Genomic DNA, 15,576 nt, shown 5'->3' with positions numbered 1-15,576 from the left:
TCACAGCATGTCGTCGTCGGCTACGGGCGCCTTCTGTAGAACTACTAGTCGCGCCAGATCCGTACGGGAGCCGATGCCCAGCTTCGGATAGATCTTGTACAGGTGGTACTCGACCGTGCGCGGGCTCAGGAAGAGCCGGGCGGCGATCTGCTTGCTCGACAACCCGTCGGCGACCAGGCCCGCGATGCGCAACTCCTGCGGGGTCAGCGCGTCGAGCGTGGCCGCGGGCGGTGCCTGTCCGCTCTCACCCGCCGCCCGCAACTCGTCCTGTGCGCGCCGCGCCCACGGTCGGGCGCCCGCCTGCTCGAACGTCTCCCACGCCATCCGCAGATGCGCCCGCGCCTCACCCGGCCGCTGCCCGCGGCGCAGGCGCTCGCCCAGCAGCAGCGCCGTCCTGGCCGCCTCGAAGGGGTTGGTGTGCAGCCGCAGCGCCTCGCCGAAGGCGTCCTCGGACGAGCCGGCCAGGCCACGGCAGCGGGCCAGCAGCGCGCGCGACTCGGGCGTCGCGGCGTGCGCCGACCACCGCGCGTACGCCTCCAGCGCCGCACGCGCGCCCGCCTCATCGCCCGCACCCACGGCGGCCTCGACGCGGTCAGGGGCCATCCGCCACACCACGGTCGGATGCCCGGCGCCCGGTCCCGCCGCTGCGATGGCCGTGAAACGGTCGTGCGCCGCCGCGTAGCGACCCAGGCACAGGTCGAGCAGCGCCAGCGCGTACGCGGCCACTCCCGCGCGCAATCCGACCCGGTGCGGGATGGCGATGGCCAGCGCCTCGCGGGCCTGCCGCTCGCAGGTCTCCTCCTCGCCCCGCAGCGCCGCCAGCGCCGCCAGGTTGGCCAGGTGCGCGGCCACCGTGTTCTCATACCCGGCATCTCGGGCCAGCGCCAGGCCCTCCTCGGAGATGGCCTGGCTGCGTGCCAGCCGTCCGGCGATGCGCTCCGCGGTCGCCACGAATTCCAGCACGACGGGCAGCTGCCCGGTCATTCCCGACACCCTGGCCACCTGTCCGGCCCGGCCGGCCATTTCGGTGGCCAGATCCGACTCGCCCAGAGCGCTGGCCGCGGCCGCCGCCCACAGGTACTCCGCCGCGTCCTCCAGCTCGCCGGTCCGTGCCAACGCCCGCCGCAGCAGGCCCGGCCCGGCAGCGTCACCGTCCAGTGTCAGGCCGAGCCCCGCCACCGTGTCCCGCAGGAAGCCCTCGGGGTGCGCCGCCGCCCTCCGGCCGACCTCGACGACGGCCGCTGTGTCGCCGACGTAGGAGGCCGCCTCCACGGCGTCGGCCAGCATGTCCAGGCTGTCGCCTGCCTTAAGGGTCCGGACGGCCTCGGCGGCGTTGCCCGAGTTCAGCGCGAACCGGCCCCGGAGCTGAGCGATCTCCATGGCCAGGGTGGCGTCCCCGTCAGCCTGTTCACGCGCCTCTGCCAGCAGCGACTCCGCCTGTCCCGGGCGGCCGCCGAGCCAGGCCGCCGCGGCGGCGTCCTTCAGGCGGGCGGCACGGGCGCGCGGCTCGGGAGTCAGCTCGGCGGCCCTGGCCAGGGCCGTGGCGGCGGCGCCGTACCCGCCGCGGTCGCGCGCCCGCTCCGCAGCGGCCACCAGCGCGGTGGCGACCTGCTCGTCCTGACCCAGCGCGGCTCCGGCCAGGTGCCACGCGCGGCGGTCATCCGCGGTCAGCTGCGCCAGGATGGCGTGCACGCGACGGACGTCGGCGGGAGCGGCCGCCTCATGCACCGCGGATCGGATGAGCGGATGGCGGAACCGCACACTCGTGCCCGACACCTCGGCCAGCCCGGCCCCCTCCAGCTCGGCCAACGCCACCCGCCCGGCCCGGGCCCCCGTGTTCTCGCCGGGCCGTACCGCCTGCTCGGCCAGCAACCGGTCGGTGGCGCGCAGGACCGGGTCGAGGTCGGTCTCCACGGCGGCGACCAGGGCGACCAGCCGAGCAGGGGCGGACAACGCGGCCACCCGATGGCCGAAGAGCCGGGCGCCACCGGGCAACGGGTCGGGCAGCGGTTCGCGCCCGGCGAGCTGCGCCGGCGTCAGGCCGGCGGCGATCTCACTCAGTGCGAGCGGGTTCGCGCGGGTCAGCGTGACGAGCTCCCGTGCCACAGGGGCGGGCAGCGCACCGCAGCGGGACTCCAGCAGCTCGGCCGCTGCGGACTCGGGCAGGCCGCGCACGTCGACCGTCAGCGGCACGCCCTTGACCGGTACGTCCCCGCGCACGGCGAACAACATCGCGATCCGTTCCGTCCCCAGCCGCCTGGCGGCGAACAGCAACGCGTCGGCCGAGGCCCGGTCGACCCACTGGAGGTCGTCGACCACGCAGATCAGCCCGTTCGGCGCGGCGGCCTCGGCCAGCAGCGAGAGCACGCCGGCCCCCAGCAGGAACCGATCCCCGACACTTCCCGCGGAAAGCCCCAAGGCCGTGCTCAGAGCGTCCCGCTGCGGTTCGGGCAGCGCGTCGAGCGAGCCGGTCACCGGCCACAGCACCTGGTGCAGCGCCGCGAACGCGAGGTCGAATTCGGATTCGACGCCGGTGGCCCGTAGCACGCGCATCCCGCCGCCTCGCGCGGCCGCCGCGTCGAGCAGGGCGGTCTTGCCCGCGCCTGCCTCGCCCTTCAACGCCACTGCGCCGCCGGAGCCGTCGCGGGCCCGTGCGATCACCTCGTCGAGTGCGTTGATCTCCGCTGATCTGCCGTAAAGCACGAACAGCCACTGTAAGGGGCCTCCATGCCGCATCAGCCGCCTGCTCGCCGCCAAGCCGTGCCCACCACGGTCACCCACGGCTCCCGCCCACCCGCACGGCGATCAGACCCGGTGCTCCGGACCCGTACGGACCCGGCCGCACACGTCCGGTGACGGGCGGCCGCCCGGGTCACCAGTGCGCCGGGCGGGTCAGCGTGGGCGGCAGCCGTGTGGCGGCGTCACCGCGGGCCGCGTTGACCTGCGCCTGGGTCAGGAAGATCGCGCCGGTGAGGTTTGCTCCCCGCAGATCGGCGTCGCGCAGGTCGGCGCCGATGAGGTCGGCCATGCGCAGGTCGGCGTTCCGCAGGTCCGCGGCGATGAGACAGGACCCGCGCAGGTCGGCGCCGCGCAGATCCGCGCCGCGCAGGCGCGCGCCGACGAGGTCGGCGCCCCGGCGGTTCTTGCCGCGCTTCGGCACCCCGGCCCGTACGAGCTCGCTGGTGCGCAGCAGGAGCGGGTTGACGCGGGCGCGGTGCGCGGCGACGTCGAGGTCCGCCAGCTCCGCCGCGTCGGCGCGGGTGAGGCGCTCGGTGTCGGCCAGCGCCCGGCGCAGCTCGCCGTGCACCGGGCGGGCGGCCGGCAGCGCGAGCGCCTCGGTCAGGTACCACAGGATCTCGTGCAGCTGCCGCATGACGGCGAACACCGCGAACATCCGCCGGGCGGTGTCCGGGGACTCCCGCCAGTCCTGCCCGGCGAAGGTGACCTGGCAGACCTGCTGTCCGGCGCCGAAACAGTCGAAGACGGTACAGCCGGAGAAGCCCTTGGTCCGCAGGTCGGCGTGGATGCCGCAGCGGGAGTCGCCGCGCAGGTTCGGGCAGGGCCGCCCGGCGTCCTTGTCGATCGCGAAGTCGGCGGAGGCCGCGAACGGCAGCGCCACGCAGCACAGTCCCTGGCAGCGGCCGCAGTCGGCGCGCAGGTCCGGGCGGACCGGCGTCACGGGAAGGGTCTGACGGTCGCGGGGCAACGGGCGGTCTCCTGGTTCGGCTCGGCATCGGGCGCGGCGCCCGGCGCGGACTCCCATTGTCCGGGACCGGGCACCGTGCCGGAGCCCCCAGGGCGGACGCCGCGCCGCCTGCCGTTCAGAGGCGCTCGACGATGGTCGCGTTGGCGAGGCCGCCGGCCTCGCACATCGTCTGCAGGCCGTAGCGTCCGCCGCGCTGTTCGAGGACCGACAGCAGCGTGGTCATCAGTCGTGCGCCGCTGGCTCCGAGCGGGTGCCCCAGGGCGGTCGCCCCGCCGTTGACGTTGACCTTGGCCGGGTCGGCGCCGGTCTCGGCGAGCCAGGCGAGCACGACGCTGGTGAAGGCCTCGTTGACCTCGAACGCGTCGATCTCCTCCAGCGACAGTCCCGCGCGGTCGAGGACCTTGCGGGTCGCGGGGATGATGCCGGTGAGCATGAGCAGGGGGTCGTCGCCGACCACGGCGAAGGTGTGCAGGCGGGCCCGGGGCCGCAGCCCGAGCCGCCGTGCCGTCTCACCGCTGGTGATGAGCACGGCGGCGGCACCGTCGTTGACGGGCGAGGAGTTGCCCGCGGTGATCCGCCAGTCGATCTCCGGGAACCGCTCCTCCCAGACGTCGGCCCGGAACGCCGGCCGCAGACCGGCCAGGACCTGCGGCGAGGTGTCGGGCCGTACGGACTGGTCCTCGGTGACCTGCACGGGCGTGCCGTCGGCCGAGGGGGCCTTCACCGGGGAGACCTCGGCGGCGAAGCGACCGTCCGCCCATGCCCTCGCGGCACGGTGGTGGCTCTCGGCGGCGAAGGCGTCCAGCCGTTCCCGGGAAAGGCCCCAGCGCTGGGCGATCAGCTCCGCGCTGACGCCCTGCGGCACCAGACCGTCCGGATAGCGCCGGCCCACGCCCGCCCCGAGGAAGTCGCGGCCGGCGGTCTGGCTGCCGATCGGCACGCGACTCATCGATTCGACGCCGGAGGCGATCACGACGTCGTAGGCGCCGCTGATGACGCCCTGGGCCGCGAAGTGGATCGCCTGCTGGCTGCTGCCGCACTGGCGGTCCACCGTGACGGCGGGCACCGACTCCGGTAGCCCGGCCGCCAGCGCCGCCCACCGCGCGGTGTTGGCGCTCTGCTCGCCGATCTGGCCGACGGCCCCGCTGATCACGTCGTCGACGGTGGCCGGGTCGATCCCGGTCCGTTCCAGCAGCGACCGGATCGCGTGCGCGTGCAGATCGACGGGGTGCATCCCCGACAGGGCGCCACCGGGCTTGCCCTTGCCGATCGGCGTACGGACCGCATCGACGATGACCGCGTCGTTCATGCCAGCTCTCCTCACTCGCAACCGAACCTACCGACCGGTATATCGTGCAGAGTTGGATTTCACAACCTACTTCCGGCGGCACGCTCCCGAACTGGAGCCGACACCGATTCCGTGGTCCGTGGTGATTTCCGTGGTGAGCACGGAGGCGGCCCGCGCCCCTGAGGGGACAGAGTGTGACCACAGCGATCAGCCCTGCAGGGCGCATCGGGCCGATCGCGACCCATGACCGAACGTGATCGATGACTGAAGGAGTGACCGTGGCCGCCACCGAGAGCAGCACGTACGAGGGGTTCACGGCCGAGGAGCGGGCCGCGATGAAGGACCACGCCCAGGAGCAGAAGAAGGCGGCGCGGGCTGGTTCGAAGGCGGACAAGGCGGCGGAGGCGGCGCGGGACGTGGTCGCGAAGATCGCTGAGATGCAGGACTCGGACCGGGTCATGGCCGAGCGTGTGCATGCCGTCATCACGGCCAACGCCCCGGCTCTCGCGCCGAAGCTGTGGTACGGCATGCCCGCCTACGCGCTGGACGGCAAGGTCGTCTGCCACTTCCAGCCCGCGGAGAAGTTCAAGACGCGCTACGCCACGCTGGGATTCAGCGACCTGGCGACGCTGGACGAGGGCTCGATGTGGGCGGTCGCGTTCGCCCTTACCGAGCTGACCCCCGAGGTGGAGGCACGGATCGCCGAGTTGGTGAAGAAGGCGGTGAGCTGAGCCGCGTGCCCGGCGCACGGCCGGGCGCGCCAGGTCGGCGGTACGGGGATCGTTCCGCTGACGTCCCGGCCCGCGCCGCTCGCCGTGGGAGCCACGGGTGCGGCTACCGGACGGCGGTGGGCGCGAGGCCGAGGCCCACGAGCGCGGCCTCGCCGGCGGCGGCATGCTCGCCCCCCGCGAGCGCCAGCGTGCGTGCCGCCTGGTAGCGGCAGCCGGCCGCGTCGAACGCCGCCGCGGCGGCGAGCTGCCGCGGCAGGTCACCGTCGAGCAACGCCTCCGCCCGGTCCACCTGGGCGGAGGCGACCGGGTTTCCGGCGACCATGGTCCGGGCGGCGCCGATGCGGTCACGGGCGTCCGGGTGCCCGGCGAGCACCGCCGCCTCCGCGCGGAGCGCCGCGTACCAGTGCAACCAGACCCAGCAGACCCACTTCCACACCTGATCCGGCTCCGGCGCGACCCGCTCGAGCGCCGCCTTCGCGTCCCCGTGATGGAGCAGGACCATGGCGTCGAAGACCGCGCCGTAGCCCAGGCGGTGGTCCGCTGAGGGGCCGGCCTGGTCGACGATCGCCAGCCAGGCCGCACGGGCGTCGTGGTCGCCGCGTAGGCCGTGGATCATCGCGACCGACGCGGCGGCGGGGCCGAGAGAGCGCGACCGCAGCCGACCGCTCTGCTCCCACGCGTCGAGGAACCTCACGCTGCCGGTGAGTACCTCCTCGACATCGCCGGTGAACGCTTCCGCGACCAGAAACCAGGACGTGGCGTGATGGCCCGCCTCGGCCAGCAACGGATGGTCGGCGAGCCGCCTGCCCCATCGGCGGGCTTGCGGCAGTTCACCCAGGCCGACGGCGGTTCCGGCGGCCATGGCGAGGGCGTCCATCAGCTCGTGCGTACCGGCCGGGGTGGGCGGTACAGAGGCCAGGATGTCGATCCGGCGCCGGGCGGCGGCCGCGGCGGCGAAGGCGTCACCGGCCCAGCTCTGCGCGCCGGACAGCGCGTCGAGGGCGGCGGACTCGGCAACCGGGTCGCCTACGCGCCGGGCGAGCTCGACCGCGTGTTCGGCACGCTCCACCGTCTCCTGCGCGGTGTTGTCGGGGTCTCCCTGGACCGCGCCGAAGGCATCGGCGACCACCGCCGCCTCGGCCAGGGCGACGGCCGCCCGGGCGGCCGGGTCATCACCGGACAGCTCTCGCGCCTCCGCGAGGATGGCGGTCACCTCGTCCACGTGGGGAACCCGCGTGAACGAACTGGAGAAGCGGTACGCGACGGTGGCGGCCGCCGCCAGGTCGCGGCCGGCGCCGGCGGTGTCTCCGGCCCGGCGGGCGGCCGCCGCGGCGGCACGGTACAGGCGGAACGAGTCGCCGTCGACGCTGCGGCACCCGGCCACCGCGGCGGCGTGCCGCAGTGCCGTGGCACCGGCCGCCGCGTCGGCGAGCCGGGCCGCCTGCTCGAACCGCTGCTGGGCCTCGCCGAGCAGGTTGCGGGCGAAGGCCAGCTCGGCCATGGACACGGCGAGCCGGTAGGCGTCCGCGCGCTGCTCCGGCCGGTCGGCGGCCCCGGTGAGGGCGGCCCGCATGTCCTCTGCCACGGCGTCGAACCGGGCGCGCCAGTCCGTGCCTCGAGCTCCCATGAGGGCGGCCGCGCCGGCCGAGCACCAACCCAGATGCCGGGATCGGACGCCCGTCAGCTCGCCGGCGTCGCCGAGCCGCTCCATGCCGTACTGGCGGATGGTCTCCAGCGCGTGGTACCGGGTGCCGGTCTCAGACGGTGTCGCGGCGAGCAGGCTCTGCTCGGCGAGCCTGCCGAGCCCATCGACGACCGCGGCCGGATCCAGCGGGGCGAACCCGGCGACCTCGGCGGCCGCCTCCGCGGTGAACGGCGCGACGAACACCGATACCCGGCGCAGCAGCGCCTGATCCGACGGCTCGAGCAGGTCATGGCTCCAGTCCAGTACCGCCCGCACCGACCGATGCCTGTCGTCGGCGCGGGGTCCGCCGGTGAGGATCCGCAACTGGTCGGAGAGGCCGGTCGTGAGGCCGTCCAGGCCGAGGGTGGTCCACCGCGCCGCCGCCAGCTCGATCGCCAGCGCCATGCCGCCGAGCCGTTCGCAGATGGCCACGACCTCCTCGCTCACCGCGGGACCCGGAGGCCGGCCGACCGCCGCCGCCCGGTCCATGAACAGGGCCACCGCCTCGGACTCGTCGCCGCCGGCCCGCGACAGCGGCGGGATCGGGAGGAGCCGCTCGAACGGCACCATCAGCCGGGCCCGGCTCGTCACGAGCACCCGCGACCGCGGACAGGCCGCCAGCAGCCGCTCCACGAACGGCGCGACCCCGTCGCGCACGTGCTCGCAGTTGTCCAATATCACCAGCGCCCGGCGATCCGCCAGCGCGGCCAGCACCGCGTCGTCGATGCCGCGGCCGGGTTGCTCGCCCACGCCCAGAGCCGCCGCGACCGCCGCCCCGACCCGGCCCGGCTCGGTGACCGGGACCAGGTCGACGAACCACACCCCGTCGGAGAAGTCGCCGGTCACGTCCGCCGCCACCGCCAGCGCGAGACGCGTCTTGCCCACCCCGCCCGGGCCGACCACGGTCACCAGCCGGTGCGCCTGCACCGCCTCGGCCAGTTCCCCGCGTTCTCGCACCCGGCCGATGAACGCCGTCAACGGCGCTGGCAGGGCGGGCGCCGAACGCGACTGCTCGGCCCGCGCGAGCTCGGCCGCGTGCCGGGCGAGCGCCCGCCGATCCGGCAGCCGCAGCTTGCGCAGCAGCGAGGAGACGTGTGATTCGACGGTGCGTACGGAGAGGACCAGCCGGGCGGCGATCTCGGCGTTGCTGAGGTGCTCCCCGAGCAGCGCGAGCACTTCGGCTTCCCGGGGCGAGATCACTGGGCTGGACACCGGCTCATTATCAGTGGTGGATTCCGTGGTCGGCACGGAGGCGGCCCGCCCCCGGCCGGGAGAGGCTGTGACCACAGTGCCCGGGCCCGACACGGCGCCCCGGGCCGATCGTCACCTTCGATGACAGGAGTGGCCATGACCGGCTCTGCTTCCGCCTTGAACGTCGCCCCTCGCTCCCGTGCTCAGCGTCGCCGCGACACCGAGCACCGGCTCGCCCACGACATCGACCTCTGGGTGGGCACCGCCTCGGCGGACGGCGCGCCGTACCTGGTTCCGCTGTCCTTCGACTGGGACGGCCGGGCACTGCTGATGGCCACCCCGCTGGACAGCCCGACCGGCAGGAACCTGGCCACGACCCGGACCGTCCGGCTGGGACTGGGCCACACCCGAGACGTGATCATGATCGACGGCGAAGCCGAGGTCCTCGAGCTCGACGCGCTGCCGCAGGAGCGAGGCGACCGGTTCGCGGCACACACAGACTTCGACCCGCGTGCACTGACCACTCCGTACCGCTGGTTCCGCGTCACCCCGCGCCGCGTTCAGGCCTGGCGCGAGGTGAACGAACTGCCCGACCGTGAACTGATGCGCGAAGGCCGCTGGCTGGTCTGACGTTCCACGGCGATCCCGGGGGTAGGTTGGGTTTCAGGACCGACCGTGCGCCGACGGCGCCGAGCGAGGAGGGCAGTCCCGTGGCCGTACGCGGCCGTCAGTGTTCGATCGCCAACGCGCTGGCCGTGATCGGCGAGAAGTGGAGCCTGCTCGCCCTGCGGGAGATCCTGCTCGGGGAGCGGCGGTTCGACCAGATCGCCCGCAACACCGGCGCCAGCCGCGACATCCTCGCCGCGCGGCTGCGGACGCTGGTGGAGGCCGGGGTCCTGACCAGGCAGCAGTACGAGGCGCACCCTCCGCGCTATGAGTACGTGCCCACCGAGGCCGGCCGCGCGCTCCAGCCGATCCTGCTGAACCTGATGGACTGGGGCGACCGTTATGTCACCGACGGACCGCCGCCGACGGTCTGGCGGCACTCCTGCGGGGCCGACCTGCACCCCCGGACGGTGTGCGCGCACTGCGGCGAGCCTGTGACGGAGGGGGAGGTCCACGCGGTCCGCCTGGGCCCCGTCCCCTGACGGCGCCGGGAATCGGTGATCGGGGTGTGGCATTTTCCCGCTATAGTTGAATTTTCAATAAGCAGGGAAGGGTCGCGTCATGCAGTTCGGGATCTTCACGGTCGGCGACGTCACGCCCGATCCGACCACCGGCAGAACGCCGAGTGAGCACGAGCGGATCACGGCGATGGTGACGATCGCGCAGAAGGCCGAGGAGGTCGGCCTGGACGTGTTCGCCACCGGCGAGCACCACAACCCGCCGTTCGTGCCCTCGTCCCCGACGACGATGCTGGGCTACATCGCGGCACGGACCGAGCGGCTGATCCTGTCGACCGCGACCACGCTGATCACCACGAACGACCCGGTGAAGATCGCCGAGGACTTCGCGATGCTGCAGCACCTGGCCGGCGGGCGCGTCGACCTGATGCTGGGCCGGGGCAACACCGGCCCCGTCTACCCGTGGTTCGGCCAGGACATCCGCCAGGGAATCCCCCTGGCCATCGAGAACTACGCGCTGCTGCACCGGCTCTGGCGCGAGGACGTGGTCGACTGGAAGGGCCGCTTCCGCACCCCGCTGCAGGCGTTCACCAGCACGCCCCGGCCGCTGGACGGGGTCCCGCCGTTCGTGTGGCACGGCTCGATCCGCAGCCCGGAGATCGCCGAACAGGCCGCCTACTACGGCGACGGCTTCTTCGCCAACAACATCTTCTGGCCCAAGGAGCACTTCCAGCGGCTCATCAGCCTGTACCGGGAGCGTTACGCCCACTACGGCCACGGCACGCCCGAGCAGGCGGTCGTCGGCCTGGGCGGGCAGGTGTTCATGCGGAAGAACTCCCAGGACGCCGTACGGGAGTTCCGTCCCTACTTCGACAACGCCCCCGTGTACGGGCACGGCCCGTCGCTGGAGGAGTTCACGGCCGAGACGCCGCTGACCGTCGGCAGCCCGCAGCAGGTCATCGAGAAGACCCTGACCTTCCGCGAGCACTTCGGGGACTACCAGCGCCAGCTGTTCCTCGTCGACCACGCCGGGCTGCCGCTCAAGACGGTCCTGGAGCAGCTCGACCTGCTCGGTGAGGAGGTCATCCCGGTGCTGCGCAAGGAGTTCGCGGTGAACCGGCCGGCCGAGGTCCCCGACGCGCCCACCCACGCCTCACTCCTGGCCGCCCGCGGCACCGAGACCCCGGCGGAGACCGCCCGATGAGCGAGCGATTCACGAACGCAGTGCCTCTGGTCGCCCCGCTGACGAAGGAGGCCGCATGAGCGAGCGGAGCGAGCGATTCATGAACGCAGTGCCTCTGGTCACTCCGCCGACGAAGGAGGCCGCATGAGCGTGAGCGGTCCGCTGCGTCTGGTCGCCGTCTCCGCCGGACTGGGCACCCCCTCCTCGTCCCGCCTGCTGGCCGACCGCCTCGCCGCGGCCACCCGCGAGCGCCTGACCGCGGACGGGCGCCCGATCGAGGTCACCGTGATCGAGCTGCGCGACCTGGCCACCGACATCGCGAACGGTCTGGTCACCGGCTTCCCCGGCACCCGGCTGCGCACGGCGATCGAGGCGGTGACCGGCGCGGACGGCCTCATCGTGGTCAGCCCGATCTTCTCGGCCTCCTACAGCGGGCTGTTCAAGTCGTTCTTCGACGTCATCGACAACACCGCCCTCGCCGGACGCCCCGTCCTGATCGCCGCGACCGGCGGCACCGCCCGGCACTCCCTCGCCCTCGAACACGCGCTGCGGCCGCTGTTCACCTACCTGCGGGCGATCGTGGCCCCCACCGCGGTATACGCGGCACCGGAGGACTGGGGCTCCGGCGGGGACGCCGGCGCCGGCGACCTGGCGGCCCGGATCGACCGCGCGGCGGACGAGCTGGCCGCGCTGATGCGCGACCGCCCGCCCGCGGCCGCGCCGGCCGAGTCGGTGGTGCCGTTCGCGGAGCAGCTCGCCGCGCTGCGCCCGGAGTGAGTCAGCCGGGCACGACCTGGTTCTTGCCCAGGACCCGTACGCCGCTCGCCGTCACGGTGAAGTGCTGCCGGTCGTAGTCCTCGTCGACGCCGATGCGGGCGCCGTCGGGGATGACGACGTTCTTGTCGATGATGGCGCCCCGTACGACGGCGCCGCGCCCGACCCGGACACAGTCCATCAGGACCGAGTCCTGGACGGTGGCTCCGGCGTCGACGAGGACGCGGGGCGACAGGATGGAGCGCTCGGCCACCCCGCCGGCGAGGATGACGCCGGGGGAGACCATCGAGTCGACGGCGTACCCGCGCCGACCCTCCTCGTTGAACACGAACTTGGCCGGCGGCAGCGGGTCGTGTCCGGTGTAGATCGGCCATTCGTGGTTGTAGAGGTTGAACACGGGGTGGATCGAGATGAGGTCCATGTGCGCCTCGTAGAAGGCGTCCAGGGTCCCCACGTCGCGCCAGTACCCGCGGTCCCGGTCGGTGGAGCCGGGCACCTGGTTGTCGGCGAAGTCGTAGACCTGCGCGCGGCCGGCCTTGACGAGCTTGGGGATGATGTTCCCGCCGACGTCGTGCTTGCTCGACAGGTCGGCGGCGTCCTCCTTGACCACGTCGACGAGGACCTCGGTGTCGAAGACGTAGTTGCCCATGGAGGCGTACACCTGGTCGGGCGCGTCGGGCAGGCCCACGGCGTCCTTGGGCTTCTCCCGGAACGCCGAGACGCTGACGCCGTCGGGACCGGTCTCGATCACCCCGAACTGGTCGGCGAGGGACAGCGGCTGGCGGATCGCGGCGATGGTGACCCCGGCGCCGGACTGGATGTGCTGGTCCACCATCTGCCGCGGGTCCATGCGGTAGATGTGGTCGGCGCCGAAGACGATGACGTGGTCGGGCCGCTCGTCCTCGATCAGGTTGAGGTTCTGCAGGATCGCGTCGGCCGAGCCGGCGAACCACCGGGGCCCGAGGCGCTGCTGGGCCGGCACCGGCGTGACGTAGTTGCCCAGGAGCGTCGACATCCGCCAGGTGCGGGAGACGTGCCGGTCCAGGCTGTGACTCTTGTACTGCGTCAGCACAACGATCTTGAGATAGCCGGCGTTCGCCAGGTTGGACAGGACGAAGTCGATCAGCCGGTACATTCCGCCGAAGGGCACCGCCGGCTTGGCCCGGTCGGCCGTCAGCGGCATCAGCCGCTTGCCCTCCCCGCCCGCCAGCACCATCGCCAGGACATGAGGTCTCGCCATGGCCAGACCTTAGCCCTCCTACCAGCGTTGAAACAGGACGAGGGGGCACATTTGGCACTACGCTGCCGGGCATGCGCGTCGACCTGCTCACCCGTGAATACCCGCCGGACGTCTACGGGGGAGCCGGCGTCCACGTCGAGCACCTGGCCCGGGAGCTGCGCCGGCTGTGCGACCTGCGGGTCCACTGCTTCGACGGCGACCGGGCCGAGCCCGGCGTGACCGGCTACCGCGTCCCGGCGGCGCTCGAGGCGGCCAACCCGGCCCTGCAGACGCTCGGCGTCGACCTGGAGATGGCCGCCGGCGCCGGGGGAGCGGACCTGGTGCACAGCCACACCTGGTACGCGAACCTCGCCGGTCACGTCGCCAAGCTCCTGCACGGCGTCCCGCACGTGGTCACCACCCACAGCCTCGAGCCCCTGCGGCCCTGGAAGGCCGAGCAGCTCGGCGGCGGCTACGCGATCTCCTCCTGGGCCGAGCGCACCGCGATCCTGGCGGCCGACGCGATCGTCGCCGTCTCCGAGGGCATGCGCCGCGACGTGCTCACCTGCTATCCCGAGGTCGACCCCGACCGCGTCACCGTCCTGCACAACGGCATCGACACCGACGAGTACGCCCCGGACCCCGGCACCGACGTGCTCACCCGCCACGGCATCGACCCGCGGCGCCCCTCCGTGGTGTTCGTGGGGCGCATCACCCGCCAGAAGGGGCTGCCCTATCTGCTGCGGGCCGCCCGGTCCCTCGACCCGTCCGCCCAGCTCGTGCTGTGCGCCGGCGCGCCCGACACCCCGGAGATCTCCGCAGAGGTCGAAGCGCTCGTCGACGAACTGCGCCGCGAGCGCGGCGGGATCGTGTGGATCAAGAAGATGCTGCCCCGCCCCGAGGTCGTGCAGATCCTCAGCCACGCGACCGTGTTCGTCTGCCCGTCGGTGTACGAGCCGATGGGCATCGTCAACCTGGAGGCCATGGCCTGCGAAGCGGCCGTCGTCGCCACCGCGACCGGCGGCATCCCCGAGGTCGTCGCCGACGGCGAGACGGGCCTGCTCGTCCCGATCGAGCAGGCCGCCGACGGCACCGGCACACCCGTGGATCCCGACCGCTTCGCCGCCGACCTCGCCGAGCGCGTGAACGCGCTGCTCGCCGACCCCGAGCGCGCCGCCTCGATGGGCAAGGCGGGCCGCCGCCGCGCGATCGAGCACTTCTCCTGGTCCCAGATCGCCCGCCGCACGCACGACCTGTACGCCTCCCTCACCTGACGCCGGCCGTCCGCCCCCGCGGCGTGGCGCGGGTCCTGCGGGGCCGCGGAATGGACGCGGATACGGGATTACCCGGATCCGCGGGCGGGGGTCCGCCGGGGAGACTGGCCAGGTTCCCCGCGGAAGGACGGTCGATGGTGAATGGCATCGGGGGAGTCATTCTGGAATGCCCGGACCCGGGGTCCGGGCCGCGGATGGTGGCGGCGCGGCCGGCACCCGTGCTGCGCCCGTACGTCGCCGGGTACGCCGGTCTCCGCGTCGACGCCGCCCGGCCGCTGCGGGGGCGCGCCGTGGCGACCTGCGGGGTCACGCTGTTCCTCGACTTCGCCGCCTCGGTGCGGCTGGTCGCCGCCCAGGATCGGCCCCTGCGCGTCCAGGCCTCGCACGTCACCGGCCTGCACGACCGGCCGGTCCTGTTCGAACAGCGCAGCCACCACCGGGGGATGGCCGTCGAGCTCACCCCGACCGGGGCGTACGCGCTGTTCGGCGTGCCGATGCGAGAGCTGAGCAACACGACCGTCGACCTGGCCGACCTGCTGGGGTCCCGCGCGGAGCGGCTCACCGAACGGCTCCACGCGGCGCCCGACTGGGCGACGCGGTTCGAGCTCCTGGACCGCCTGTTGCCCGCCTGGTTTCGCGCCGGGCCGGAGCCGGCGCCCACCGTGCTACGCGCCTGGCGGCTGCTGCGGCGCACCGGCGGGGCGGCGAGCGTCGCCACGATGGCCGAGGAGACCGGCGTGACCCGCCGCTGCCTGGAGATGCGCTTCGCCGAGCAGATCGGGCTGCCGCCCAAGACCATCGCCCGCCTCCTGCGGTTCGAGCGGGCCGCGCGCCTGCTCACCGCGTCCGCGAGCCCGGCACCCGCGCGGGTCGCCGCCGTGTGCGGCTACGCGGACCAGGCGCATCTCAGCCGGGAGTTCCGCAGGCTCGCGGGCCGCACGCCCACCGGGCTGCGCGCCGAGCACGCCGCCGCGATCACTCTCCGCCGATCGCACGACGCATCCGATCTTTGACGCTTCGCATTCGTTCAAGACCCGGAGAGAGGGTCGCCCCTAGCGTCCGAGGTGGAAGTTCCCCCGGACGAAAGGGTCCGCTCCATGCTGATACCGAACTTCATGGCGGCTGCCGTCGTCGGCGGCGCGCTGGTCACCGCCGGTGTCGCGCTCGCGCCTTCCGCGAGTGCGACACCGGCGCCGGCCTCGACCCGGGAGGCGGTCGCCCACCGGTGCGACCACCCCTGCAGCGACCCGCCGGGCCCCGGCTGGCGCTACATCGACAACTACTTCTGGGCCAGCAGCTGCATAGAGGTCGGCAATCGCGGCATCAACAACCGTTCCTGGTCCAAGTACCAGTGCTACGGCAGCACCTGGACCAATTACGACCTCTGGGTGATCTGACCGCC

The 15,576-nt window shown here is 73.3% G+C and carries 13 protein-coding genes; 8 read left to right on the top strand and 5 right to left on the bottom strand.

Annotation, left to right across the window (positions count from 1 at the left end; translation table 11 throughout):
- The 3 genes from AB0L00_RS35270 to AB0L00_RS35260 all read right to left on the bottom strand — a co-directional run bounded on the left by AB0L00_RS35270 (position 1) and on the right by AB0L00_RS35260 (position 5,015).
- On the bottom strand, positions 1-2,703 hold the full coding sequence (locus AB0L00_RS35270; RefSeq protein WP_364441609.1) for an AAA family ATPase: 2,703 nt from the start codon (positions 2,701-2,703) through the stop codon (positions 1-3).
- 169 nt (positions 2,704-2,872) lie between these two features.
- Complete coding sequence (locus AB0L00_RS35265) at positions 2,873-3,706, bottom strand: pentapeptide repeat-containing protein (protein WP_364441607.1); 834 nt, start codon at positions 3,704-3,706, stop codon at positions 2,873-2,875.
- Positions 3,707-3,821: 115 nt separating this feature from the next.
- Positions 3,822-5,015 carry a thiolase family protein gene (locus tag AB0L00_RS35260; protein ID WP_364399770.1) on the bottom strand — a complete coding sequence of 398 codons (1,194 nt, stop codon included), beginning with the start codon at positions 5,013-5,015 and terminating at the stop codon, positions 3,822-3,824.
- A 257-nt stretch (positions 5,016-5,272) separates the two neighbouring features.
- Between AB0L00_RS35260 and AB0L00_RS35255 the strand changes: the two genes are divergently transcribed.
- Positions 5,273-5,725, top strand: a complete 453-nt coding sequence (locus AB0L00_RS35255) for a DUF1801 domain-containing protein (RefSeq protein ID WP_364441606.1) — start codon at positions 5,273-5,275, stop codon at positions 5,723-5,725.
- 103 nt (positions 5,726-5,828) lie between these two features.
- Here the strand turns inward: AB0L00_RS35255 and AB0L00_RS35250 are convergent, their stop codons facing one another.
- The gene (locus tag AB0L00_RS35250) at positions 5,829-8,621 is read right to left on the bottom strand and encodes a LuxR C-terminal-related transcriptional regulator (RefSeq protein WP_364441604.1); all 2,793 of its coding nucleotides are present in this window, start codon (positions 8,619-8,621) and stop codon (positions 5,829-5,831) included.
- A gap of 135 nt (positions 8,622-8,756) precedes the next feature.
- Here AB0L00_RS35250 and AB0L00_RS35245 point away from each other — a divergent pair, with 135 nt between their 5' ends.
- From AB0L00_RS35245 to AB0L00_RS35230, 4 genes are all read left to right on the top strand, one after another.
- Positions 8,757-9,230, top strand: a complete 474-nt coding sequence (locus tag AB0L00_RS35245; protein WP_364441603.1) for a pyridoxamine 5'-phosphate oxidase family protein — start codon at positions 8,757-8,759, stop codon at positions 9,228-9,230.
- An 80-nt stretch (positions 9,231-9,310) separates the two neighbouring features.
- Positions 9,311-9,748, top strand: a complete 438-nt coding sequence (locus AB0L00_RS35240) for a helix-turn-helix domain-containing protein (protein ID WP_364441602.1) — start codon at positions 9,311-9,313, stop codon at positions 9,746-9,748.
- Between the two features lie 79 nt (positions 9,749-9,827).
- Positions 9,828-10,928 (top strand): LLM class flavin-dependent oxidoreductase, encoded by a 1,101-nt coding sequence (locus AB0L00_RS35235; protein ID WP_364441601.1) that lies wholly within the window; start codon positions 9,828-9,830, stop codon positions 10,926-10,928.
- 123 nt (positions 10,929-11,051) lie between these two features.
- Positions 11,052-11,684 (top strand): FMN reductase, encoded by a 633-nt coding sequence (locus tag AB0L00_RS35230; protein WP_364441600.1) that lies wholly within the window; start codon positions 11,052-11,054, stop codon positions 11,682-11,684.
- Between the two features lies 1 nt (position 11,685).
- Here AB0L00_RS35230 and glgC read toward each other — a convergent pair whose 3' ends face one another.
- Complete coding sequence (gene glgC / locus AB0L00_RS35225) at positions 11,686-12,921, bottom strand: glucose-1-phosphate adenylyltransferase (RefSeq protein ID WP_364441598.1); 1,236 nt, start codon at positions 12,919-12,921, stop codon at positions 11,686-11,688.
- A gap of 71 nt (positions 12,922-12,992) precedes the next feature.
- Here glgC and glgA point away from each other — a divergent pair, with 71 nt between their 5' ends.
- The 3 genes from glgA to AB0L00_RS35210 all read left to right on the top strand — a co-directional run bounded on the left by glgA (position 12,993) and on the right by AB0L00_RS35210 (position 15,571).
- Positions 12,993-14,174: a glycogen synthase gene (gene glgA / locus AB0L00_RS35220; protein ID WP_364441597.1), complete on the top strand. Its 1,182-nt coding sequence runs from the start codon at positions 12,993-12,995 to the stop codon at positions 14,172-14,174.
- 134 nt (positions 14,175-14,308) lie between these two features.
- A complete protein-coding gene (locus tag AB0L00_RS35215) occupies positions 14,309-15,187 on the top strand; it encodes a helix-turn-helix domain-containing protein (protein ID WP_364441596.1) in 879 nt (292 codons plus the stop codon).
- A gap of 84 nt (positions 15,188-15,271) precedes the next feature.
- A complete protein-coding gene (locus tag AB0L00_RS35210) occupies positions 15,272-15,571 on the top strand; it encodes a hypothetical protein (protein WP_364441595.1) in 300 nt (99 codons plus the stop codon).
- The last annotated feature ends 5 nt before the right edge of the window (positions 15,572-15,576 follow it).

It is taken from the genome of Actinoallomurus sp. NPDC052308 (genome assembly GCF_040679195.1).
Classification (GTDB): Bacteria; Actinomycetota; Actinomycetes; order Streptosporangiales; family Streptosporangiaceae; genus Actinoallomurus; species Actinoallomurus liliacearum.
Note: the sequence above shows the minus strand (reverse complement) of the source record. Positions and strands in the feature narration are given on the sequence as shown.